We start from the raw sequence: 22,855 nt of genomic DNA, 5'->3' as shown, positions 1-22,855 counted from the left end.
TTCAGTTCAGCTAACCACAAAAAGAAAATTGCCATGACTGTTACCCCCTTTTGCCTGAACCCGCTTTACATTTTCGCATTATTGTTTGCCTGTCTGTTACAAAATCCGGCCAGCGCGGCCACCGGTGACACTTTTCCTTCGGAACGAAAAGTTATCCGCGATCCGGTTACCGGTGTAAAAATCGCCTTTCTAACTACGCAGTCAAAGGGTGACGCCAAAATTTACCCTACTCATCCTCAATGGACGGCTGACGGTGAGTGGCTGGTATTCAGGTCTGCACGGGTGCCGGGAGAGGCCATGGCCGTCAACGAAGAAACCGGCCTGTTAGTGCAGGTCAGTGAAGGTGGTTATTTTGGCATGCTGGTGAATGCACAGCGAAGCGGCAAGCTCTATTTGATGCGGGATCCTGCTGTTGCAGCAGATGCCCAACCCCGTTACGGCGATAACCCGAACGATAAAGCCATCATCGAAGTGAACATTGAAGCATTGCTCGAGGACGTAAAGAATAATGAAGTGAAGCAGTCAGGACACTATGAACGAACAGTGGGAGTTGTACCCGCCTCCATGGGGGCCGGTGGAGATATGGCGCTGGATGCCGCCGAAGATATCATTTATTTCCGTATTGGCCGGGAAGAAGCAGCCAGACACTTGAGTGATAAGGTTGCGCTCAAGGAAAATTTCGGTCCCCGGAATATGGGCGCGGGCCCGACAGGCATCGCCAGTATGAATATTCAAACCGGAAAGATAGACATGGTGGTGGCACTGCCCTTCCAGCTTGGTCACATACAGACTAACCCCTGGGTAAGCAGGGAACTGGTATTTTGTTGGGAAACCGGCGGCAAATCGCCACAACGAATGTGGACAATGAAAGTCGGTGGAGAAGTCAAAGCCCTATACCCTGAAGCAGATTATGAGTGGGTCACCCATGAAGCAGTGATCACCAGGGACGAAGTAGCCTTTGCTATCATGGGGCATCGCGACGTCGGTACTGATGATGAATGGGGCCCGTCAGCCAGCCGCCAGAAACCCACAGGACTGGGTATTGTGAACTTGCGTACAAATGAAATGCGAATTGCCGGGCAAACCCGCAGCGGCAGCGGACTTTGGCATGTACACGGTTCTCCGGACGGGCGCTGGGCTGTGGGTGATGACTTCGAACGTAATCTGTATCTGATTGACAGAACCACAGATGAAATGCAATTGCTCAGCGGTGGCCACAAAACTTCGGCCAGAGATCATACTCACCCGACGTTCAGCCGCGACGGTACAAAGATTCAAATACAGTCGGCAATGCTGGCAGAGGATGACCGGTCCCTGAACATTGCTATTATTTACCTGCCTGAATCCTTACTCAAACGTCAATACGATGAGGTAAAGCGCCGGGACTGACCGGCCTTTTTATTATACTAAAGGATAAACAGGCATCGATGTTGCAACAGTCTTAAATGAATGCGCTCCTTTATTCAGGGTCAAACGGCAATAAGTTGGTGTCAGGACCCCATAAATAAAGGCTTTAGACTACTAACAACATTGAAATAGGTTTTAACCATGTTGAATGAAAATACGTTACTGATTGGGCAAGTGTTGCAAATTCGAGACAACATTCTGGCAAAACGCCACGCTATTCCGGGTTCTCTGCAAAGCGAATGGAAGCGTCTCACAGACCGCACTGCCGCCTTCGATATTAAACGTACGTTTAACACTGCCCGTAAAGGCACGACTTTCACTAAGCCTTCTCTTTTTCAGGGCTCAGCGGCAGAATTGTCTAATCTGGTAAAGGCACTGCGTAACTTCAACGCGCGTATCAGCCGTTGAAGACTGAAAACGAATAAGCGCGGAGTGATTTATTCTCACACCGCGCTTTAAATTCAGCGTTTTCTGATAATGACTATCGCCCGGACTTTTCGCCGGCCATAGCTGACCAGACGCACAAAATCTTCCCGCGCGACCGGAATGTGCTGATACTCGACGACCTGATCTTCAAAGATTTCAGGATCCGGATCGTGAATATAGAAACAACGCTGGTCTGAGGCTGTCACCGTGACCCAGTGCGGCGCTTTTTTCTTATCAAACGCATAGGTGCTGATCAAGCACAGTACCGCAGCGCCTTCTTCCAGCAAGGCATCCAAAGATTCCATTTTCCATTCGTGAATATCAACGGTAATGCCCTTTTGTCCGGCTTCATGCAGGAAACCCTGTTCCACCACCTCTACAATGTCTTTCTTATGAGCTGTTCTTACGCCGTCAGTGAAAAGCGGTAATGTACGGTTCAACCATACTTCACTCTTAAAGCCTTCGTCAGCCGCTGCCAGAGCCAGTCCTACCGGATGACAACCACCATGACCTGACGTCATAAAAATCGTAGTTGCACGTCGCCAGAGAGATAGCTCTTTTTCCTGCGACACCACGTACTCATTATTCAACTGTGCCATCGCCATCATCAGCGATGCAGGACCACAGGTAAATTCGGTGGTTTGCTGATACCACGGATACACATCAACTTCTGCAGTACTGGAAGGATAGTTCAGTACTTTCTGCATACGAATGGCGTCAGATTTATCTTCGTAGTATTCGTTATACATACCAAACTGACTAAAACCTAAACGTTGATACAGTGTTATTGCGCCCTTGTTGTCCTCAGACACTTCCAGGCGCATAAAGCGCTTTCCCCGCGACAATGCCCTGATTTCCAGTTCACCAATCAGCGATTGGGCAACCTGTTGTCCCCTCGCCTCCGGCAGCACTGCAATAGAGTACAGGCGCGTAAGCATGGTTCCGCGTCGTAATAACAACAATGCGTAACCGAGTATAATGCCGTCCCGTTCAGCCACCAGCAATTCAGCATGGGGCGCCGTCAAATAAAAGCGCATACGACGACGGCTTAATTTGTCATGAGAAAAGCAACGTTGCTCAACATCACACAAAGACGATAAATCCTCAGCCGCCGCAGACCGTACCGTCACCGGTGAAAGTGATAATACGGGCTCTGCGACTTCACGAGCTGCAAGTTTGGCGCTCATCGACCGCGTAACTCCAACCTGTTTGCAAATTCCTGCATAATTAACTGGTACAATTCTTTGCCCAGATATTTGTCTTCGACGCCCGAATCAATACTCGGGTTATCGTTAACTTCAATCACGTACACTTTGTTGCCTGAGTGTTTAATATCCACACCGTACAAGCCGTCACCCACCACTTTGGCCGCCTTGATCGCCGCCTGTAAGACTGCTTTTGGCACCTCAAAAGTCGGCATGGTTTTAAAGCCACCGGAACTGAAACGGTCACCTTCGTGATGGTAAATCTGCCAGTGGTTGCGTGCCATGAAGTACTGACAGGCATAGATAGGTTTGCCACCAAGCACACCAATCCGCCAGTCAAACTCGGTAAACACGTACTCCTGCACCAAAACCAGTGCTGACGCTTCAAGCATTTCTACCAGACGAGTTTTCAACGCTTCTGCACTTTCCACTTTATACACACCACGACTGAACGAACTCTCAGGCAACTTAAGCACCAGAGGTAACCCCAGGGTTGAAATCAACTCCTGACAGGTGTCATCAGTGCTGTCTGAAACCATCTCACTTCGCGGTGCAGGCACTTGCTGATAAGCAAACGCATCCTGCAGATACACCTTATTACAGCAACGCAATATCGACTGGGTGTCATCGATAACAATCAGGCCTTCACGCTCTGCCGCCCGGGCCAGACGATAGGTATGATGGTCTATCGCGGTAGTTTCGCGGATAAACAGGGCATCATAATGGCCCACGGCTTCCGGTGTTAAACTGGTTACCACTTCAGCATTGAAGCCCGCTTTTTCAGCCGCTTTTACAAAGTTCTTAATCGCTTTGTCGTCAGACGGAGGTGTCGGCTCATCAGGATTAACCAGAATTGCCATATCCCAACGCATCTTCTTGCCTTTGCGGTCACTGCGCCACTGTTGTTGTGTGAACTGCTGTAAACCATCAATACAGTCTTGTTTCAGTGAATCCGGCAAATCAGCAAAGCCACGAGCCTGCACTTCCATAAAGCCGATGTTGTCAGCAGCTATATGTAAAGTGACCTGTAAAATCGGACACGGAAATGCTTCAAACGCTGTGGCCGCAACCGGCAACAGAGCCTGATCTTTTGTTTTACCGAACAGTACAAAGAAAGATTCGATGCCTTCTGTCACCGGCCATTTAAATTTGTCCGGCAACGGTAAACGGGCACTGCCCTCATCGGCAATGCGCAAATCATTGATCGTTTTTACAGACGGTAACACACGGTGTTGACGCGCTTGCGCCAGCAACGAACAGTAATATCCCTGACTTAAATAGCGGGATGTGTCACACAAGTTGATAACACGGGTTTTGGGTTCATTCCGTTTCGGGAATTCATCCAGATAATCCTGAAAAGTCAGAATGGTCTGGTCCGGCAGAGTGAAACCGCTAATGTCGTCAACAACGATAAGAGTTTTATGCATGAAATGCTTCTTGATACCTGAATAAGTAAGAACTATTTGTTACCACAATGTTGATTTCATTGAAGGTAACCTTTTCTGTCCGGGCAGTGTAATTCAACTGCTGGCATTCACCAGTGTTTTCAGAACGGCTTTTTTTTGTCGTTACCATGAGTTTTTGTGATAGCGTTCCGCCTGTTATTTTTATGCACTAAATCGTTTTAATTTTTTTATCAGAGAACGTTTAAATAACGCAGCAGAAACGCTATATAGTGGTCACATGATCTGTCTATGTCCCGCCCGTATTCTTATCGCCGTTACGGGTACCAAGGAGTTGATATGCTTTTACCCAGTTTAGCGATAATTGCAGGCCTGCTGGTTCTGCTGTGGAGTGCAGAAAAATTTGTCGGTGGTGCCGCCGGTGTGGCACGGCATTTTGGTTTATCTCCGTTGCTCATTGGTATGCTAATCATCGGATTCGGTACCTCTGCACCGGAAATTATCGTGTCGGTATTTGCTGCGATGCAGGGCAATTCAGGCATTGCGTTAGGTAACGCATACGGCTCTAATATCGCTAACATCGCACTCATTCTTGGATTGACCGCGGTTATCAGCCCTATTGCCGTCCGCTCAGATATCATCCGCCGCGAACTGCCTATTCTGCTTGGCCTTACCTTTTTCGCCTGCTGGCAATTAATTGATTTTCATGTATCCAAAGATGATGCATTCTCCCTGCTTGGTTTATTCATACTGCTGATGGGCTGGAGTATCTGGACTGGCATGAAAGGCAGCAGTGATACCCTTGCCGCTGAATATGAAGGTGAAATTAATCCGGACGATGCCAGCGTTAAAACCAATGTGATCTGGCTGCTGGCCGGGTTAGCTTTGCTGGTCGCCAGCTCCCGTATTCTGGTATGGGGAGCAGTGGAAATTGCCACCCAGTTTGGTGTCAGCGATACCATTATCGGATTAACCATCATTGCGGTGGGCACGTCTCTACCTGAGCTGGCCTCATCACTGATGGCTATCCGTAAGGGTGAACATGACCTGGCACTGGGTAATGTTATCGGTTCGAACATGTTTAATACGCTGGCAGTGGTAGGACTCGCAGGAACGATTCAGCCTATGCAGGTTGAGCCAAGCTTTTTCTACCGCGACGTCATGATCATGTTAGGGCTGTCGGTGGCACTCTTTATCTTCTGTATCGGCATTAAAGGTCAGGGTCGTCTGAACAGACTGGAAGGTGGTGTATTTGTACTGGGATATGTGGCTTACACCTGGTATCTGGTGCAGTCAGCCTTCGTCTGATAACCCGTTGCAGGTAACATATGGTTTAAAAAGCGGCTTTACAGGCCGCTTTTTTGGTTGAGCTTGTTGCCGTTGTATCAGGCTACACTGACATTCAGGGTGAACAGGCTTAACATTGAAATACCCGCGAGAATAAATAAATTCACTCCGTAGTTGTCTTCCCGGCGACGGTTACGACGGGAACGCAGCAGCATGGTCAGCAACGTCATACCCAGACACAATTGCAACAACATGATCAGCGCGTCCACATGCTCTTCAGACCAGGTAGTGCGCCCTTCAATGCCCCAATATGTTTGTAAGCCCGTGACCATTTCCGGACGGGCAAAATGAAATACCACCAGTGCTCCAATCAGCACCAGCCAGCAAACTGAGTTGACTGTCAGAACAAATTGGTAAAAACCGTCTTTATCTCTCGGCTTACGTCGTCTGTCCGGTTGTTGCGAATTCATGATATTTTAGTTCTCCGTGCAGAAAGTTCGCTGGTATCCCGTTTCTGAATGAGTATACTAGCGATTCGTTTATACGTACGAACCGACACTTTAGATACCCGCCATGCCTGACCGGTTGGCATGCCATAACAAGATTAATAGTTTTTTTCGTTGTTTATCAGCGTTTAGCTTTGTCATTTACTATCGGCAATTCTTCTGTGTCTTTTAGTTATTTACGGCATTTTTACGCCTGATAACACATTATTTTTTCAAACAGGTAAGATGGAGACATTCAAATGACGCATGCGCCCGTTGTCGACGTGCTTGATAGTAAGTACGCAGTTGGCGAAACGGTGACGGTAAAAGGTTGGGTGCGTACTCGCCGCGACTCAAAAGCCGGACTTTCTTTTATCGCTCTGCACGATGGCAGTTGCTTTAATCCCGTACAGGTAATCGCGTTAAATTCTCTGTCAAATTATGCTGATATTCAGCGCCTGACGGCAGGTTGCTCTTTATCTGTTGAAGGTGAAGTCAAACCGTCTCAGGGCCAGGGCCAGGCGGTAGAACTGGAAGCCAAAAGTATCGAAATCTTAGGTTGGGTAGAAAACCCGGATACTTACCCGATGGCAGCCAAACGTCACTCAATTGAATATCTGCGTGAGTATGCACATCTGCGTCCGCGCACTAACGTTATCGGTGCTGTTACCCGTATCCGCAACTGTCTGTCGCAGGCTATTCACCGCTTCTTCCATGAGCGCGGATACTTCTGGATCAGCACACCCATTTTGACCGCCAGTGATACAGAAGGTGCCGGTGAAATGTTCCGCGTGTCCACATTGGATATGATGAACCTGCCCCGCACTGATAAAGGTGAGATTGACTATAAGGAAGATTTCTTCGGTAAAGAAACTTACCTTACCGTATCCGGTCAGCTGAACGTTGAAACATACTGTGCAGCGATGTCAAAGGTATACACCTTTGGTCCCACATTCCGTGCAGAAAACAGCAACACCTCCCGTCACCTGGCGGAATTTTGGATGATTGAACCAGAAGTGGCGTTCGCTGACTTAAGCGATGTGGCACAACTGGCGGAAGACATGCTGAAATATGTGTGCAAAGCCGTGCTTGAAGAACGTGCCGATGACATGGCTTTCTTTGCAGAGCGAATCAGCAAGGATGCCATTACGCGTCTGGAAAAACTGATCAGTTCTGATTTCGTACGTATGGATTACACCGATGCTATCGAAATTCTGAAAGCCAGTGGTAAAGAGTTCGAGTTCCCGGTTGAATGGGGTGTGGACTTGTCATCGGAGCATGAACGCTATCTGGCAGAAGAGCATGTTGGTGCGCCGATTATCATGCAGAACTACCCGAAAGACATTAAAGCGTTTTACATGCGTATTAACGATGACAACAAAACCGTTGCTGCAATGGATATCCTTGCGCCGGGTATTGGTGAAATCATTGGTGGTTCACAGCGTGAAGAGCGCCTGGACGTGTTCGACCGCCGCCTGGAAGAAATGGGCCTGAGCAAAGAAGATTACAGCTGGTATCGTGATCTGCGCCGCTACGGCACCGTCCCTCACTCCGGTTTCGGACTGGGCTTTGAGCGCCTGGTTGCTTATGTAACAGGCATGCAGAACGTCCGTGACGTCATTCCGTTCCCCCGCACGCCGGGTAACGCTAACTACTGATATTTTTTCAGTAAGAAAAAGGTGGCCTTTTGTGCCACCTTTTTTGCTTTTTACGGCGGGTGACATTCCGTTACAGATAAAGGCGCTGATGTTGAACAAATTCGTGCTATTGTATAAGTTGGTTGTTTCTACAGGATAAATCTGGCCGGGCATGCAGGAAAACGCGCTGTCTACAATTCAATGTGACCAATGTCTGACGGTAGTACATTTACCTTCGCTGGATCACCGGCAACGGGCTGTATGCCCCAAATGTGGCCATACCCTGCTGACTTATCGTTATCATCAAAATGATAAAGTACTGGCGTTTGCCATCAGTGCACTCATTTTTCTGGGCCTTTCCCTGCCCTTTAACTTCTTATCCTTCCGTGCCAGTGGCATTCAGCACCAGATTGCGCTGCCAGACAGTTTCAATGCGCTGCTAAACCAGGATTACCTGTCGCTGGCCATAATCACCGGCCTGGCCACCGTGGTTTTCCCCGGACTCGTGCTCACCGGGATGATGATTTTAAGCCACTGCCGTAAACACAATAAAAAACCTGTGTTTGTGAAGCATGTGTTTTTCTGGGTGAAAGCGCTGATGCCCTGGAGCATGGCGGAAATATTTCTGGTAGGCACACTCGTCAGCCTGATCAAAATATCTTCTATGGCAGACATTGCTATCGGCCTGTCATTTTATGCTTTCATTGCCTTTTCTGTCTGTATGACCGCCTGTATTATTCAGTTCGATATCAACCGCTATGCGTTCTGGATTTTCGGAGAAGTGCCGCCACCGAAACCACTGACACCGGCAGTCGCCTCAGTGAGTATTCAGCGCACCTGGGCATTACTGGTTACCGCTGCACTGCTTTATATCCCGGCGAATATGCTTCCCATTATGCACACCGAAATGTTCGGACGTGATGAGCCCAGTACCATCGTGGGCGGCGCTATCACACTGTGGCAATCCGGCGACTATCCGGTGGCCATTATTATTCTTATTGCCAGCGTTATTATTCCGGTGGCGAAAATCATCATACTCGCGTGGCTGAATTTAACCGTGCAGCGCGGTCTTGAGAAACGTACCCGCATCCGGACCCGGTTTTACCGCGTGACGGAAGGCATAGGGCGCTGGTCCATGATCGATGTCTTCGTTGTGGCAGTATTGGTAGCACTGGTGCAGTTGGGTAACACGCTTTCTATTTATCCCGGCCCGGCCGCCCTCGCATTTTGTGGCGTGGTTTTTGTTACTATGGTGGCAGCAATGACTTTTGATACCCGCCTGATTTGGCAAAACAGGAAGTAAGCATGACAGACGAAGCTAAAATAAAATCAACAACCCACGTTTCAAAGGTCTGGCTAATCCCGATTATTGCCATTATTACCGGCGGATGGATGGTGTGGTACCAGTGGAAAAACCAGGGGCCGTTAATCACCATAGAATTGAAATCAGCCAGTGGCATTGAAATTAACAAAACGCCGGTAAAGGTTCGGGATCTTGAAGTTGGTCAGGTGAAGAAAATTGAGCTGAAGCCGGACCTTGACGGTGTACTTGTCACCGCACGCATTGATGCCAGTGCTGAGCGGCTGCTGACAGAAAATACCGATTTCTGGGTGGTGGCACCACGGATCAGTTTTTCTGAAGTCTCCGGTTTAAATACCCTTCTGTCAGGTTCTTACATCGCCATGTCTGCCGATGACAGCGGTCGCAGTAAATTTGATTTTGTTGCTCTTGAACGCCCGCCGGCTACACCGCCCGGCACACCGGGCTTGCATCTGACTTTAAAAAGTAATGATAAGTTTGCCTATAAACCCGGCGACCCGATCATTTACAAGGGGTTTAAAGTCGGCGAATTTGAAGAAGCAGAATTTAATATTGAAGAACGTGTGGTGTATTACAGCGCCTTCATTCAGGCTCCCTATCATAAGCTGATCACCCAGAATACACGCTTCTGGAATGTCAGTGGCGTAAAGCTGCACCTTAAATCCAGTGGTGTAAAAGTTGAAACCGGTTCGCTGGAAACGTTGCTGGCTAACGGCGTCACTTTCGGTATTCCTAAAGGCGCGAGTTCAGGTGGACAGGTAGATGAAAATGCCAGTTTTATTATTTTCTCTGATGATGCAGCCGCCTCTAACGCCCGCTATAAACTGTACGCCAGTTACGTGCTGCTGATAGATGAAACCGTAAGGGGCCTTACCGAAGGTGCGCCGGTGGAATATCGTGGTATTGAAGTGGGTGAAGTGGCGCAAATTAATCCGGCCAATCTGATAGACGGTAATATTCTTGATCAGAATTACCCTATTCCTGTGCTTATCCGCATCTATCCGGGCAAAGTGCGCCAGCAGGATACACAGGAAAGTCTGCAAGCTGTTAAAGACACCATGCACGAGTGGATAGGCAAGGATTTACGCGCCACGCTGCGCATGGGAAATGTGCTTACCGGCGGACTTTATGTCGATTTACAACATGACATCAATGCCAGCCCTCTGACGGTAAAAACCATCAGCGATATTGAAGTCATTCCCACCGTGTCGAACGAGTTCACTCAGCTCACACAAAAAGCTGATGCAATTTTGGATAAGCTCAATAATTTACCTCTGGAAACCATGATTGTAGAGGTCACCAATGTGATCGACGACATTAAAGCCGCATCTAACCGGGTTGAACAGGCAAGCAGTGATTTTGATACTCTGATGGGCGATATTGACGCGAAAGCCCTGAATAAGAACCTGAATGAAATGCTGATCAACGTGTCTGCACTACTGGAAAACTATACCGAAGGCGGTTTGAGTAAAGGTGAAATTCAGGAAACCGTTGATACGATGCAGGAAACCCTGCGGAATATTCAGCCTCTGCTGCTGCAACTTAATCAAAAACCTAACGGGTTAATCTTCTCGGACAATAGCGAAGAAGATATTCAGCCGAAAGCCGGAAAAGGAATGTTTAATGAGAACTAAGTTATTCGCCGCTGCCTGTTTTACTGCGTTATTGAGCGGTTGCAGCAGTGCACCGGCATCCTTAACCTATTACGTTTTGCACTCTCCTCAGGCGACAACTGAAGAACAATCTGAGCCGGCAGCACGGGTTTATATTGAACAACTCAGTTTACCTGAGTATTTGAAGCAGCGTTCTCTGGCTATGCAAACTGGACCTGCTACGGTGTATTTTTCCCCCCGCCATGTATGGGCTGAGCCACTGGATAAAAGTCTCCGTCAGGCTTTAACCGCCTCTCTGCAACATCACGGAGTGGCAGTTTTACCTGCTGCCGTGTATTCACCACAATACCCTGTGTCAGGATTACATATTAAAATCGACGATTTTATTCCCGCATTTGATGGCAACGTGCTGATTAAAGGTCAATACTGGAAAGAGGACGAAAACACACAGCCTCAAATACATCAGTTTGATTTCCGCCGCCCCATGCAGGGCGATGGCTTTGAAGAGGCTGTGGCAACTATGCGCCTGCTTGTCGATGACCTGGCTTCAGCGATAAGTGATAAGGCGCCGTAACGATTCAAAAGCAGGACAATGTTTAAGCCGGCCACATCGCTTTTTTTAAAACGCGGTTGTCACCCCGAATTTGACGAAGAAACTAATCGCCGCATACTGGTTGTCAATCTGTTCTCTCTCGTAGGGATCAGCATCACACTGGTATTGGGGATAAGCTCTCTGATGAACGGTGGATGGCCGCTCGGATTCAGCTTACTGTCCGCGTCGCTGTTGTTTTTTCTGGCCAGTCAGATTCAGGCTACCTACCCCAATAAAATCGGCCGGATGGTATCCGTTTATTTACTGACAGGTTGCCTGATGGGGCTGGAAACTTACCTGTTAGTTACCGGCGGGCATAACAATACCGGTCCGCTCTGGATTTACATATTACCCCCCGTTGCAATGTTTTTCGGCGGTTTCAAACGGGGTCTGATGGTGATGGCAGTATTTACGCTGCTCATTGTCATTATTCTATTCACACCACATGATGCCCTGCTGTTAACCAGTTACTCCACGGATTTTAAAAGCCGGCTGATACTGTCGTTTGCCACTGTCACATTCTTATCTGCATTTTACGAATACAGTCGTGAGCGGACCTTTGAGCTGATGCAGAAACTCAGTGACAGATACGAACAACAGGCACTACACGATACCCTGACCTCACTGCCAAACCGCAGAGGCATGCAGCAACTGCTGGGGCAGGAAATAAAACGGCATCAGCGCACCCGTTCTGCATTCACACTCATATTGGTTGATGTAGATAAATTTAAGGAAATCAACGATACTTACGGGCACGGAAACGGTGATATTGTGTTGCAACGTACTGCAACCCTTCTCCGGCAAAATGTGCGCAGGCAAGATATTGTCTGCCGCTGGGGCGGAGAAGAGTTTTTAATGGTATTGCCTGAAACCGGAGAACAAAGTGCTTCTGTTCTGGCAGAAAAAATTCGTAATACGCTGGCAAAAACCAGCATCTGGCTGGAACAAAAAGAAATAAAGGTCACCGCCTGTTTCGGTTTATGTGAAATAAATGAGGAAATTTCACTTAACCGTGGGTTATCTCTGGCCGATAAAGCACTATACAAAGCAAAACAAACTGGTCGTAATAAAGTTGTATGCGCCAGTGTTATGCAATAATAAAAAAAGCAGTCGCTGAAACAAAATAAATACGCTGTTACAAACAGACAATACAATCAGCAGATTCAACAAGTATCATAATAACAGAGATGGAAACTGGGGAAGCGTCACATGCAATGGAAAAAAATTGCCCTGCCAATCGTCATTCTTGCTGCAGGATTTGCAGGTATGACACTTATCGCCTCGGCGGGTGATAAAGAAGAAGAACCCGAAGTAGTAGATACCCGTCCGACAGTGACAATCAGCGAGCTTCAGGCCGAAGATTACGCGGTTACCCTTAATTCCTATGGCGAAATCACGCCGCTTGAAAGCACCATGCTGGCTGCTCAGGTATCGGGGGAGGTAACGTCCTGGAACCCGGATTTTGTGCCCGGCGGGCTTGTCCGTCGTGGTGAAATCCTGTTTTCCATCGAGAAAGATGCCTACGAAGCCGCATTGCTGCAGGCCGAAGCTAACCTGTCATCAGCACAGGCACAATTAATACAGGAGCAGGCTCAGGCGAACGTGGCGGAGCGGGAAGCGGCCGGCATGTCAAAGAGTCGTGTGACCGACCTGTATTTAAGAAAGCCTCAGTTACTCAGCGCACAGGCTGCCGTAAAATCTGCTGAAGCCATGTTACGCATTGCTAAGCGGGATCTGGACAATTGTGAAGTACGCGCCCCTTATGATGCTCTGATCATCAGTCGTGAAATCGGTACCGGTGACTACGTAACTCCCGGTACAGTGGCTGCCACTCTGAATAATGTGGAAACCGCTGAAATTACCTTCCCGGTTGCCGGCTTCGACCAGTCATTTTTGCCTGTCACCGTCACCGGCCTCGACGCAACAGTAACCGTAGACAGGCGTACTATCCCGGCCAAACTCCACCGCGATCTGGGTATCGTGGATCAGTCCACCAGAATGAGTCATCTGGTTGCACGTATTGACGACCCTTACGGTGTACGCTCCGGCAAAGCCCTGATTAAATTCGGCAGTTTCGCCAACATCAGCTTTAACGGTAAAACACTGGAAAATGTGTTCCGTATTCCACAGGAACTGGTGAACAATAAACGGATCTGGCTGGTGAGTGAAGATGCCACATTGCAGTCGGAGATTGTTGAAATTGTCCGTGAGCAGGACGATTTCTATTTCGTTCGCGGGAATTTTGATGGTCTGCAACTTGTCACCTCCCCGCCGGAATATCCGCTTAACGGAATGGCAGTGAAAGTGATTGAGCAGAGCAACAAACTGGTTGCGGCTCATGCGAATAGCACTTCCGCCGGTATTTAAGGGGAAGTTATGCATCAGGAACACGATACGAACCGCGGCGTGATTGCCTGGTTCGCCAGAAACTCTGTTGCTGCAAACCTGTTGATGGGTTTTATTATCATCATGGGTTTGTCTGCCTATTCCTCTATCCAGAAACAAATGTTCCCCAACGTCGAGGTTAACTACATCCGTGTTGATGTGAGTTACCCGGGCGCGTCTCCGCAGGAAATTGAAGAAGGGATCCTGATAAAGATTGAAGAGGCGGTAAAAGACGTTTCTGAAATCAACAGTACGATCTCAAGAGCTTACCGCAACGGTGGCGAAGTCAATATGGAGATTGACGATAAGGAAGTACTGAGCGACGTTCTGGATAAAATTAAACTGAAAGTCGACAGCATTGCCACCTTCCCTGCAGACATGGAGCCGGTAAATATCCGGCAACTGGCGTTCAGGCAACAGGTTATCGACATGCCCATTGTGGGCGATCTTCCGCTTAAAGATTTGAAAGTCCTGGCGAAAGAAGTCGAGGATGAATTATTACTGCTGGATAACGTTTCGCTGGTCGACGTAGGCTATCCCGAAGACGAAATTGCCATTGAAGTGAATCCTGATCAGTTACGTAAATACAATCTTTCTATCAGTGATATCAGCACCGCCATCAGGGCCTATTCCACCAACCTGTCTGCCGGACAACTGAAAACCCGCTCTGGCATTATCTCTGTGCGTGTTGAGAACCAGTACTACCGTGGCGAAGAATTTGCTGCCATTCCGGTTAAAGTCGGCCCCGGCGGTGCCAGAGTATTGCTCGGCGATGTGGCAGAGATCCGCGATGCCTTCACCGAGGGCGAATACTACTTCAAGTATTCCGGTAAAAACGCCATCTATATTGCGGTCAAAGCAACACCTTCTCAGAATATTGTGCCAGTGGCAGAAACAGTAAAAGCTTACATTGCACACAAAAATGAACAATTTCCTGAAGGTGTGTCGCTGGAAACCATGGTCGACATGACGTACTACCTCGACGGCCGTCTGGACATGATGCTGAAAAACCTGCTGCAGGGTGCCATTCTGGTTGCATTGTTGCTGACCATTTTCTTACGCTTCAGACTCGCCTTCTGGGTCATGCTCGGGCTGCCGGTCTGTTTTCTCGGCGCAGTTATGATGATGCCGCTTCTCGGTATCAGTCTGAACATTATTTCTCTGTTTGCCTTCATCATGGTGCTGGGTATTGTGGTGGATGACGCCATCGTCATCGGAGAAAGTGCCTACACAGAAATTGAAAGCAAAGGCAGCGGTATTGATAACGTGATCCGCGGTGCCAAGCGTGTCGCAACACCGGCAACCTTCGGGGTGCTGACCACCATCGCCGTGTTTGCTCCCTTCACATTAAGTGACGGTATGGACGGACCTTTCATGGTGAACATCGCCGTGGTGGTGATTTGTTGTCTGGTTTTCAGTCTCATTGAATCCAAACTTATTCTGCCGGCGCACATCGCTCACATCACATTTAAGCCGGTGAAGCCGGATAGCTGGCGCGCCAGTTTTAACAGCCGCTTTAATGGCTTTGTCAACGGTCCGTACAAGCGTACCGTCATTAAAGCCATTGAATGGCGATGGGCTGTGCTGATGGTGTTTGTGGCACTGCTGATGCTGGCACTGGGTTTAATTCAGGGCAATTTCATTCGCATGGTCCCTCAAGGCAAAGTGCCCCACGACTTCCCTTCAGTCCGCGTTGAAATGAACGAAAACGTACCGGACAGCGCCGTACTCGATGCGTTAAAAATCATTGAAAAAACCATCCTCGATGAAGATGAAAAAATCAAACAGGAGTTTGGTGGCGATGGCATGGTCCGGGATATTCTGGTGTTTAACGACGACCGTACTAACGGCGAAGTATTTGCACCGCTGGTAGATGAAAGTAAACGGGTAATTAATACCTTCGAACTTGCCAGACGCTGGCGTGAAGCCATGCCGGACATTCCGGCAATGAAATCACTGGTTGTCATAGATGATATCAACGGCGGCAGCGATGACGGCGAATTTGGTTTCCTGCTGTTCGGACCGGAGCTGGAAACCCTGAACGCGGCCGGACTGGCTTTCATTGAGATGCTACAGCGGGAAGAAGGCTTGTTTGACGTCAGCTCAACTATCGATCCCGCCAGCAAAGAAGTGCAGATGACACTGAAGCCGGTGGCCTACGATCTTGGTCTGACGCTGCAAAACATCGCCGGGCAGATTGGCAGCAGCTTTTATGGTGGCGAAGCCCAGCGGGTGATCCGTGACGGCGAGGAAGTTAAGGTCATGGTGCGGTACCCTGCCCTCCAGCGGGAACGGCTTGCCGATCTTAAATACAGTGTGATTACCACTCCTGCCGGTCAGGAAGTCATGCTGGGTGACATCGCGGAGCTGACCGAAGCCCCCGGCATCAGCTATATCCGCCGTGAAAGTGGCTATCGCAGTGTGTATATCTGGGGCAGCATCGACGAACAGAAAGTAGAACCGGGTGAGGCTATAAAAGCCATCTATGAAAACTTGTTACCGGAACTGCAAAAAACCTATCCCGGTGTCATGACAGAACTGGGCGGTGATATTGAAGAGCAACAGGCACAGCAGGATCAGCAAATGCTGTTTTTCACTGCCGCTATGATTATGGTGTACATACTGCTGGCCGTGCCGTTAAAGAGTTACAGCCAGCCTCTCATCATTATGTCGGTTATCCCTTTCAGCTTCACCGGCGCAGCATTCGGACATTTCCTGCTCGGCTATGATCTCAGTACCATGTCGTTTTTCGGTCTGATTGCCGCCGCCGGGGTTGTGATTAATGACTCACTGGTGATGACAGATTTTGTTAACCAGCGCCGCCGTCAGGGGTACAGTACCCGGGATGCTGTGGAAGAAGCGGGCTCTGCCCGCTTCAGAGCCATTACGCTCACATCCATTACGACTTTTGCGGGCGTACTGCCTATTCTCTTTGAAACAAGCCTGCAGGCTGTTCTGGTGATTCCTATGGCTATCGCGCTGGGATTTGCTGTAATGTACGCCACACTGGTGACGCTTATTCTGGTGCCCTGTCTGTATCTCATTCTTATTGATTCAGGCAATGCCTTTAAATGGCTGTTTCGTCACATTGTCCGGATTGCGAAGCATGTAACGCCCGGACGAAAATCCACCGGCCAGCCACGCACGGAATAATTTACGGAGTTTCTTTGATGAGCCAACTTACCATCCGTCCTGCAGTAGTGCAGGACAGCCAGCAAATACTCGATTTCATTACCGAACTGGCGGTATATGAAAAAGCAGAGCATGAAGTAAAAGCAACCATAGCGCATATTGAGAATACCCTGTTTTCAGATCAACCAAAGGCACACTGTGTGCTGTGTGAAAATGAAAACGGCCCGGTTGGCTTTGCGGTTTATTTTTTCAGTTATTCCACCTGGCAGGGACAATACGGCATTTATCTGGAAGATTTGTATGTATCACCGGCATCCAGAGGCTGCGGTGCAGGCAAAGCTCTGCTGAAACATCTGGCAAAGATCGCAACAGAACAAAACTGCGGCCGTTTTGAATGGAGCGTACTGGACTGGAATCAACCCACTATTGATTTTTACGAGTCCATTGGCGCCAAGCCACAAGGTGAGTGGATAAGATACCGTCTGGACGGCGACGCCCTCAAACAGTTCGCCGCAGATTAATTTTGTTGCCTGGCGGTTACCTTGTCTTCCATGTAGCGAAGAATATCCCGCCAGGATAATACCCCGACAGGTTCGTCTTTTGCATTGATGACCGGCAGGCATGACAAGCGGTGACGGTTAAAGGTGCTGATGGCGTTAAGAACGGAACTGTGTTCTTTAACGGCAATCACGTCACGGGTCATGATTTGATGTGCCCGCCGTTCCAGCGTCGCCCTGTCTTTCGCCCTTTCTGAAATCGTATCGATAAACGGGCTCAGAGCTTTCAGTAAATCTCTGTCAGAAATAATCCCGGTGAGTTTGCGGCCCTCGACAACCAGTAAATGATGAAACCCGGTGGCTTCAAACAGCTCCTTAATGGTGTGCAGGCTGTCGTCCATTTTCACGCTCACCACCCGCTGACTCATAATACTATTAACGCTCACAACGCTCCCCCGCTTATCTCTTTACGTTCTGAGTATACGGCATATAACCGCTTTACAAAGCAGACAGAAAAATAATTAGATAAATTGCGGATTAAGCGGTTGAAATCCCGCCTGACTCCATCAATATAGATCATGAACATTCACTCCAATTATGAAGGAACTTCCATGGCAACAGTTACATTACAGGGCAATCCGTTAGAAACTCTGGGTGATTTACCCGCCGTTGGCACACCTGCACCGGCGTTTGAGCTGGTAAAATCCGATTTATCTACCGTAAGCTCTGCAGATTTGTCAGGTAAGAAAGTGGTATTAAACATCTTTCCGTCTGTAGATACCGGCACGTGTGCCATGTCTGTACGTAAATTCAATGAAAAAGCCGCTTCACTGGACAACACTGTGGTCATTTGTGTATCTGCGGACCTGCCATTCGCTGCCGGCCGTTTCTGTGGCGCAGAAGGGATTGAAAACGTTCTGACCGGTTCAACGTTCCGCTCAGATTTTGGTACAGACTACAATGTGACTTTCACTACCGGTCCTCTGACAGGCCTGTTGTCACGCAGCGTTGTGGTAATTGATGAAGAAGGCAAAGTGGCCTACACCCAGCAAGTTGCTGAAACGGCTGATGAGCCGGATTACGAAGCAGCTATTGCCGCTCTGTAAGCATCATTTTTCTTAAGCGAAGCAGCCTCTGATGGCTGCTTTTTTGTATTTGTCACCGTTAAAATCTGATCTCCCTTCCGTGCTGACCGGGTAGAAACCTGACAGCCACTGCAAGAACCGCTTCTCCACTGCAACGGCCCTCAGATTTCATTTACACGGAGACTTCATGAAAAAATCAGCCCTCGTTTTATCTATGTCATTATTTTTCGCAGCCGGTAGCATTGCTGCAGAAGACGAAGAATTTTTCACTGTTACCTTGAAAGACCCTGCCACCGGTGAATCAGCCGGCACCGTAAAAATTGAAGAGAGCGAATACGGACTCGTGTTTACACCGGCATTATCCGGTCTTGAGGCAGGCGGACACGGCTTCCACGTGCATGAAAATCCGTCATGCGATTCTGCCATGAAAGACGGAAAGAATGTTCCCGCCGGTGCAGCAGGCAGTCATATGGACCCGGAAAAAACCGGTCAGCACGGTTATCCCTGGGCTGATAACAGCCACATGGGTGATTTACCCATACTGCTGGTTGATGATGAGGGCAATGCCAGCCATCCGTTACTGGCACCACGGTTATCACTGGAAGACGTAAAAGACAAAGCACTGATGGTTCACCAGGGCGGTGATAACTACTCGGACGCGCCGGAGAAACTTGGCGGCGGTGGCGCAAGAGCATTGTGCGGTGTGATTGGTGCCTGATATTCAGTTTTAAGCCTGAAAAGCAAAAACCCGCAGTGAATGCGGGTTTTTAGTATCTGGCGGAGAGAGAGGGATTCGAACCCTCGATACGCTATTAACGTATACACACTTTCCAGGCGTGCGCCTTCAGCCACTCAGCCATCTCTCCGGAATTGTCTGACGAAATTCGTCAAAGCGCGCGTATAGTAGGGAAAGTCTCCCGCTGAATCAAGTACTCACCGGGAAAAAATCCTCAACTGCGCTTTTATTAAGCAATTGCCAGCTTTTTCTGCTTCAGTTGTGCTGAAAAGTTGAGCATTCTGTCCAGCGGAATGAGGGCTTTGTGACGCAAAGCTTCATCCACATGGATTTCGTGATCATTCACACCCTCTGTCAGGCTGTTGTAGATGGCCTGTAAGCCGTTCATTGCCATCCACGGGCAGTGAGCACAACTTTTACAGGTTGCGCCGTTACCGGCCGTTGGAGCTTCAATAAACGTCTTCTCTGGCATCAGTTGTTGCATCTTATAGAAAATGCCTTTGTCTGTTGCCACAATAAACGTGTTGTTAGGCATATCCTGAGCGGCCTGAATCAGCTGACTTGTCGAACCGGCAGCATCCGCAAGATCAACAACACTGGCAGGTGATTCCGGATGCACAAGAATGGCTGCATCAGGGTACACTGCTTTCATATCACTCAGTTTCTGCGCTGAAAACTCGTCATGAACAATACACTCGCCCTGCCACATCAGCATATCAGCACCGGTTTTCTTCGCAATGTATGCACCCAGATGGCGATCAGGGCCCCAGATGATAGGTTTACCCTGCTCGTCCAGGTGCTCAACAATTTCCAGCGCAATACTGGATGTCACCACCCAGTCGGCTCTTGCTTTTACAGCAGCAGACGTATTGGCGTAAACAACCACGGTGTGATCAGGGTGCGCGTCACAGAAAGCACTGAATTCTTCCACCGGGCAACCGATATCCAGCGAACAGGTTGCTTCCAGGTTTGGCATCAGTACGGTTTTTTCAGGACTGAGAATTTTTGCTGTTTCACCCATGAAGCGGACACCGGCAACGATTAACGTTTGCTCAGTGGCATCACGGCCAAAGCGTGCCATCTCCAGAGAGTCCGCAACGCAACCACCGGTTTCCTCGGCCAGCGCCTGAATCTCGGGGTCAGTGTAATAGTGAGCTACCAGAACAGCATTACGATCACGCAGCAGTTGCTTGATCTGTTCCTTCAGTTCGGCCTTGCGCACATCAGTAAGCGGCGCAGGCTTGGCCGGGAACGGATAATCAACTTGATCGACTCTGAAAGCAATAGTCATAACAAATAGCCTGAATAATCGACAATAGGGCGACGGATTATACCCGACTGTCATAAAAATTACATAGGGATACGCTATGAATAAAAGTGTTTGCCCGGATTAAAGCGCTATGACTTATAACAGTGCAATGCTTTTGCGGTTGATAAAGCTGATAACGGATCGGGATAATATCTAACAGGAAGTATTTAAGAATTTTAAGAGGTTCCGGATAACCGGAGCAAAGATAAGATGGTGGGTCGTGCTGGATTCGAACCAGCGACCAATTGATTAAAAGTCAACTGCTCTACCAACTGAGCTAACGACCCATCTTATGGTTGCGGTAAAAAGCGACATTCTCACAGAGGAGAAAGTGGTGGGTCGTGCTGGATTCGAACCAGCGACCAATTGATTAAAAGTCAACTGCTCTACCAACTGAGCTAACGACCCTTTCGCCTTTCTGCGTCACCACTCTGTGGCAACGGCGGCATATAATACTCAGATTCTGAGGCAGTGCAACCTTAAATCCGGATTTATTTTCACTTTTCTCGTTTTTCTTGTTCAAACGGTCAAAATGAAATCAAATCGTACAGTATTCCCCCGCTTTTCGGAGAGTTATTTTGAATTTAACCCTGCCCGACAGATAAAAATGTAGCATCCGGACGCGAAATTGCAGTGGGATTTGCCTGAATTTTTTCTCATCTTTAAAAAAAATTTTGTGCAACTGCCGGATTATTCACCAACTTTCTCAAAATAATTTTAATTATTTTTGAGACGCCGGCAACAGATGGTTATTTTACGTTCTCAACGTCACACTTCGCAGACAAATTTGTAGTGAGGAAATTGAGTACATCACCGCTAACTTTTGATTTTCCGTATAAAAAACAGGCAGGTGTATTTTACGCAGAATTTCGTGGGCAATAAAAAACCTCCCGGAGGAGGTTTTTTTAATCAGCTTATAATCCGGATAAACGGGACTGGGCAAGTTTGGTGGCTGATGAATCAGGATATTCATTGACCACTTGCTGAAACAGGCTTCTGGCCTGCCCTTTGTTGCCCTGTCTTTCTGCTATCACTCCAAGCTTAAGTAATGCGTCAGGTCGTTTGGGAGAGTCTGAGAAGCGATCAATAACAATATTGAACTGTTCAGATGCATCAGACCACTTTTGCTGATTAAACAGCAACTGCCCTAACCAATAATGCGCGTTGGGCGCGTATTCACTGTTTGGATAAGATGACAGGAAAGACTGAAAAGCCGGAATGGCTTTGTCGTATTCTCTGGATTTCAGGATCAGATTAACTGCAGCGTCATAGGCATCACTCTCGCTTTCTGCGCTGGCCGGTGCCGGTGACTGAGGTTTCGACGGTGTTGGCTGAGACGGCGCAGGTGATGAATAATCAGAAGCTGAACCGGATGCACTGCCCACACCAGCCTGCTTTAACGCTTCAACACGCTTGTCAATTTCCAGATATAACTCGCGTTGGCGCTCAAGCACTTTCTCAAGTTGATTGGTGTGCACTTCTACAGCCCCGCGCAACTCGTCAATTTCACCCTGCATGGTGTCGAGTTGTTGCTGTAAACGGTGCTGCATTTGCGTGCGACTGTCTACCATTCGCTCCAGTACAGTGATGCGTTGCTCTAAAGTGCTGGAGGAATTGCCTGAATTAGCCGTTTGCTGCGAGCTGCTGTTACCGACATCATAAACAGGTGCCTGAGCTTGCGCTGCGGCTGAAATACAAAGGGCGGCACACATGGTGACGCCCTGAATCATTGGTTTAACCAAAGCTTAACCCTTATTGGTAAACTACGATACCACGACGGTTTTGTGCCATCGCGTATTCAGTTGACCCCATAACTGCTGGCTTCTCTTCACCGTAAGAAACAGTAGAGATTTGGCTGCTGCTTACACCTGCGTTCATCAGGTAAGTTTCAACAGCTTGTGCACGACGTTCACCAAGAGCAATGTTGTACTCTGGTGTACCGCGCTGGTCAGTGTGGCCTTCGATAACCACGTTTTGATCCGGGTTGTTTACCAGGAACTCAGCGTGTTTATCCAGTAAAGCCTGGAATTCTGCTTTAATCGTTGCACGGTCGAAATCAAAGTAAACGGTTTGCTCTTTTTTCAGCGCCGCTTTCTGCTCTTCAACCATCTCCTGCTGACGTTGCATGCGGGTAGCAGCTTCTGCCTGTACACGCGCCTGTTCAGCTTCACGAGCCTGACGTTCCGCTTCTGCCTGCTCCTGGGCAACACGGTTACGTTCAGCGGCCAGTTCTTCTTCAGACGGGCCGGAAGAACAAGCCATCATAGTCACCACTGGCAAGGCAATAATGAAGCTTTTCATCACTTTATTCATTTGCATCCTCTTAATCCTTATA

At 48.5% G+C, this 22,855-nt stretch carries 20 protein-coding genes and 3 tRNA genes; 13 read left to right on the top strand and 10 right to left on the bottom strand.

The window, feature by feature from the left end; all coding sequences use genetic code 11:
• Positions 1-33: 33 nt before the first annotated feature.
• Both ACXAGR_RS15165 and ACXAGR_RS15160 read left to right on the top strand, forming a co-directional pair.
• Complete coding sequence (locus ACXAGR_RS15165; RefSeq protein WP_474844822.1) at positions 34-1,389, top strand: hypothetical protein; 1,356 nt, start codon at positions 34-36, stop codon at positions 1,387-1,389.
• 159 nt (positions 1,390-1,548) lie between these two features.
• Positions 1,549-1,815, top strand: coding sequence for a hypothetical protein (locus ACXAGR_RS15160; protein ID WP_119500843.1), 267 nt, complete (start codon positions 1,549-1,551; stop codon positions 1,813-1,815).
• A 53-nt stretch (positions 1,816-1,868) separates the two neighbouring features.
• Here the strand turns inward: ACXAGR_RS15160 and ACXAGR_RS15155 are convergent, their stop codons facing one another.
• Both ACXAGR_RS15155 and ACXAGR_RS15150 read right to left on the bottom strand, forming a co-directional pair.
• Positions 1,869-3,020 (bottom strand): GNAT family N-acetyltransferase/peptidase C39 family protein, encoded by a 1,152-nt coding sequence (locus ACXAGR_RS15155; protein WP_474844821.1) that lies wholly within the window; start codon positions 3,018-3,020, stop codon positions 1,869-1,871.
• The gene (locus ACXAGR_RS15150; RefSeq protein ID WP_474844820.1) at positions 3,017-4,465 is read right to left on the bottom strand and encodes a RimK family protein; all 1,449 of its coding nucleotides are present in this window, start codon (positions 4,463-4,465) and stop codon (positions 3,017-3,019) included. Before ACXAGR_RS15150 ends, ACXAGR_RS15155 begins: the two co-directional genes overlap by 4 nt.
• 315 nt (positions 4,466-4,780) lie before the next feature.
• Here ACXAGR_RS15150 and ACXAGR_RS15145 point away from each other — a divergent pair, with 315 nt between their 5' ends.
• A complete protein-coding gene (locus ACXAGR_RS15145; protein ID WP_474844819.1) occupies positions 4,781-5,749 on the top strand; it encodes a calcium/sodium antiporter in 969 nt (322 codons plus the stop codon).
• 77 nt (positions 5,750-5,826) lie between these two features.
• On the opposite strand, the gene ACXAGR_RS15140 is transcribed toward ACXAGR_RS15145, so the two are convergent.
• Positions 5,827-6,198 (bottom strand): hypothetical protein, encoded by a 372-nt coding sequence (locus tag ACXAGR_RS15140; RefSeq protein WP_119500839.1) that lies wholly within the window; start codon positions 6,196-6,198, stop codon positions 5,827-5,829.
• Positions 6,199-6,473: 275 nt separating this feature from the next.
• On the opposite strand from ACXAGR_RS15140, the gene asnS reads away from it, so the two are divergent.
• The 8 genes from asnS (at position 6,474) to ACXAGR_RS15100 (ending at position 17,414) form a co-directional block, all read left to right on the top strand.
• Entirely contained in the window at positions 6,474-7,871 is a 1,398-nt protein-coding gene (gene asnS, locus ACXAGR_RS15135; RefSeq protein ID WP_474844817.1) for an asparagine--tRNA ligase, read from the top strand.
• Positions 7,872-8,022: 151 nt separating this feature from the next.
• Positions 8,023-9,153 carry a paraquat-inducible protein A gene (locus ACXAGR_RS15130; RefSeq protein ID WP_474844816.1) on the top strand — a complete coding sequence of 377 codons (1,131 nt, stop codon included), beginning with the start codon at positions 8,023-8,025 and terminating at the stop codon, positions 9,151-9,153.
• A gap of 2 nt (positions 9,154-9,155) precedes the next feature.
• A complete protein-coding gene (gene pqiB / locus ACXAGR_RS15125; RefSeq protein ID WP_474844815.1) occupies positions 9,156-10,805 on the top strand; it encodes an intermembrane transport protein PqiB in 1,650 nt (549 codons plus the stop codon).
• On the top strand, positions 10,795-11,358 hold the full coding sequence (locus ACXAGR_RS15120; RefSeq protein WP_474851142.1) for a PqiC family protein: 564 nt from the start codon (positions 10,795-10,797) through the stop codon (positions 11,356-11,358). The genes pqiB and ACXAGR_RS15120 overlap by 11 nt, the downstream gene beginning before the upstream one ends.
• A gap of 18 nt (positions 11,359-11,376) precedes the next feature.
• Positions 11,377-12,474 (top strand): GGDEF domain-containing protein, encoded by a 1,098-nt coding sequence (locus tag ACXAGR_RS15115; RefSeq protein ID WP_474844813.1) that lies wholly within the window; start codon positions 11,377-11,379, stop codon positions 12,472-12,474.
• Positions 12,475-12,585: 111 nt separating this feature from the next.
• Complete coding sequence (locus tag ACXAGR_RS15110; protein WP_474851141.1) at positions 12,586-13,743, top strand: efflux RND transporter periplasmic adaptor subunit; 1,158 nt, start codon at positions 12,586-12,588, stop codon at positions 13,741-13,743.
• 9 nt (positions 13,744-13,752) lie between these two features.
• Positions 13,753-16,914: an efflux RND transporter permease subunit gene (locus tag ACXAGR_RS15105; protein ID WP_474851140.1), complete on the top strand. Its 3,162-nt coding sequence runs from the start codon at positions 13,753-13,755 to the stop codon at positions 16,912-16,914.
• Positions 16,915-16,931: 17 nt separating this feature from the next.
• Complete coding sequence (locus tag ACXAGR_RS15100) at positions 16,932-17,414, top strand: N-acetyltransferase family protein (RefSeq protein WP_474851139.1); 483 nt, start codon at positions 16,932-16,934, stop codon at positions 17,412-17,414.
• On the opposite strand, the gene ACXAGR_RS15095 is transcribed toward ACXAGR_RS15100, so the two are convergent.
• Positions 17,411-17,836, bottom strand: coding sequence for a CBS domain-containing protein (locus tag ACXAGR_RS15095; protein WP_474851138.1), 426 nt, complete (start codon positions 17,834-17,836; stop codon positions 17,411-17,413). The two genes, ACXAGR_RS15100 and ACXAGR_RS15095, sit on opposite strands and share 4 nt — an antisense overlap.
• A gap of 165 nt (positions 17,837-18,001) precedes the next feature.
• On the opposite strand from ACXAGR_RS15095, the gene tpx reads away from it, so the two are divergent.
• Positions 18,002-18,496, top strand: a complete 495-nt coding sequence (gene tpx, locus ACXAGR_RS15090; protein WP_303574976.1) for a thiol peroxidase — start codon at positions 18,002-18,004, stop codon at positions 18,494-18,496.
• A 166-nt stretch (positions 18,497-18,662) separates the two neighbouring features.
• Positions 18,663-19,193, top strand: coding sequence for a superoxide dismutase [Cu-Zn] SodC (sodC, locus tag ACXAGR_RS15085; protein ID WP_474844807.1), 531 nt, complete (start codon positions 18,663-18,665; stop codon positions 19,191-19,193).
• A gap of 57 nt (positions 19,194-19,250) precedes the next feature.
• Here the strand turns inward: sodC and ACXAGR_RS15080 are convergent.
• From ACXAGR_RS15080 to pal, 6 genes are all read right to left on the bottom strand, one after another.
• A tRNA-Ser gene (locus ACXAGR_RS15080) sits at positions 19,251-19,341 on the bottom strand.
• A gap of 99 nt (positions 19,342-19,440) precedes the next feature.
• Positions 19,441-20,502, bottom strand: a complete 1,062-nt coding sequence (gene nadA, locus ACXAGR_RS15075) for a quinolinate synthase NadA (protein WP_474844806.1) — start codon at positions 20,500-20,502, stop codon at positions 19,441-19,443.
• A 229-nt stretch (positions 20,503-20,731) separates the two neighbouring features.
• A tRNA-Lys gene (locus ACXAGR_RS15070) sits at positions 20,732-20,807 on the bottom strand.
• 45 nt (positions 20,808-20,852) lie between these two features.
• Positions 20,853-20,928 (bottom strand) — tRNA-Lys (locus ACXAGR_RS15065).
• Between the two features lie 506 nt (positions 20,929-21,434).
• The gene (gene ybgF / locus ACXAGR_RS15060) at positions 21,435-22,250 is read right to left on the bottom strand and encodes a tol-pal system protein YbgF (protein ID WP_474851172.1); all 816 of its coding nucleotides are present in this window, start codon (positions 22,248-22,250) and stop codon (positions 21,435-21,437) included.
• Positions 22,251-22,272: 22 nt separating this feature from the next.
• The gene (gene pal, locus ACXAGR_RS15055) at positions 22,273-22,839 is read right to left on the bottom strand and encodes a peptidoglycan-associated lipoprotein Pal (protein WP_303574978.1); all 567 of its coding nucleotides are present in this window, start codon (positions 22,837-22,839) and stop codon (positions 22,273-22,275) included.
• Positions 22,840-22,855: the final 16 nt, after the last annotated feature.

It is taken from the genome of Alteromonas sp. ABH4_457 (assembly GCF_056160625.1).
The sequence above is the reverse complement of the archived record's forward strand: the minus strand, read 5'-3'. Positions and strand labels throughout refer to the sequence as shown.

Bases quoted from the DNA above. Each gene is read 5' to 3' on its own strand.
- pqiB (WP_474844815.1), top strand. From the start codon at position 9,156: ATGACAGACGAAGCTAAAATAAAATCAACAACCCACGTTTCAAAGGTC.
- ACXAGR_RS15115 (WP_474844813.1), top strand. From the start codon at position 11,377: ATGTTTAAGCCGGCCACATCGCTTTTTTTAAAACGCGGTTGTCACCCC.
- ybgF (WP_474851172.1), bottom strand. From the start codon at position 22,250: ATGATTCAGGGCGTCACCATGTGTGCCGCCCTTTGTATTTCAGCCGCA.
- tpx (WP_303574976.1), top strand. From the start codon at position 18,002: ATGGCAACAGTTACATTACAGGGCAATCCGTTAGAAACTCTGGGTGAT.
- nadA (WP_474844806.1), bottom strand. From the start codon at position 20,502: ATGACTATTGCTTTCAGAGTCGATCAAGTTGATTATCCGTTCCCGGCC.
- ACXAGR_RS15110 (WP_474851141.1), top strand. From the start codon at position 12,586: ATGCAATGGAAAAAAATTGCCCTGCCAATCGTCATTCTTGCTGCAGGA.
- ACXAGR_RS15145 (WP_474844819.1), top strand. From the start codon at position 4,781: ATGCTTTTACCCAGTTTAGCGATAATTGCAGGCCTGCTGGTTCTGCTG.
- ACXAGR_RS15130 (WP_474844816.1), top strand. From the start codon at position 8,023: ATGCAGGAAAACGCGCTGTCTACAATTCAATGTGACCAATGTCTGACG.
- sodC (WP_474844807.1), top strand. From the start codon at position 18,663: ATGAAAAAATCAGCCCTCGTTTTATCTATGTCATTATTTTTCGCAGCC.
- ACXAGR_RS15155 (WP_474844821.1), bottom strand. From the start codon at position 3,020: ATGAGCGCCAAACTTGCAGCTCGTGAAGTCGCAGAGCCCGTATTATCA.
- pal (WP_303574978.1), bottom strand. From the start codon at position 22,839: ATGCAAATGAATAAAGTGATGAAAAGCTTCATTATTGCCTTGCCAGTG.
- ACXAGR_RS15160 (WP_119500843.1), top strand. From the start codon at position 1,549: ATGTTGAATGAAAATACGTTACTGATTGGGCAAGTGTTGCAAATTCGA.
- ACXAGR_RS15140 (WP_119500839.1), bottom strand. From the start codon at position 6,198: ATGAATTCGCAACAACCGGACAGACGACGTAAGCCGAGAGATAAAGAC.
- ACXAGR_RS15105 (WP_474851140.1), top strand. From the start codon at position 13,753: ATGCATCAGGAACACGATACGAACCGCGGCGTGATTGCCTGGTTCGCC.
- ACXAGR_RS15165 (WP_474844822.1), top strand. From the start codon at position 34: ATGACTGTTACCCCCTTTTGCCTGAACCCGCTTTACATTTTCGCATTA.
- asnS (WP_474844817.1), top strand. From the start codon at position 6,474: ATGACGCATGCGCCCGTTGTCGACGTGCTTGATAGTAAGTACGCAGTT.
- ACXAGR_RS15120 (WP_474851142.1), top strand. From the start codon at position 10,795: ATGAGAACTAAGTTATTCGCCGCTGCCTGTTTTACTGCGTTATTGAGC.
- ACXAGR_RS15100 (WP_474851139.1), top strand. From the start codon at position 16,932: ATGAGCCAACTTACCATCCGTCCTGCAGTAGTGCAGGACAGCCAGCAA.
- ACXAGR_RS15150 (WP_474844820.1), bottom strand. From the start codon at position 4,465: ATGCATAAAACTCTTATCGTTGTTGACGACATTAGCGGTTTCACTCTG.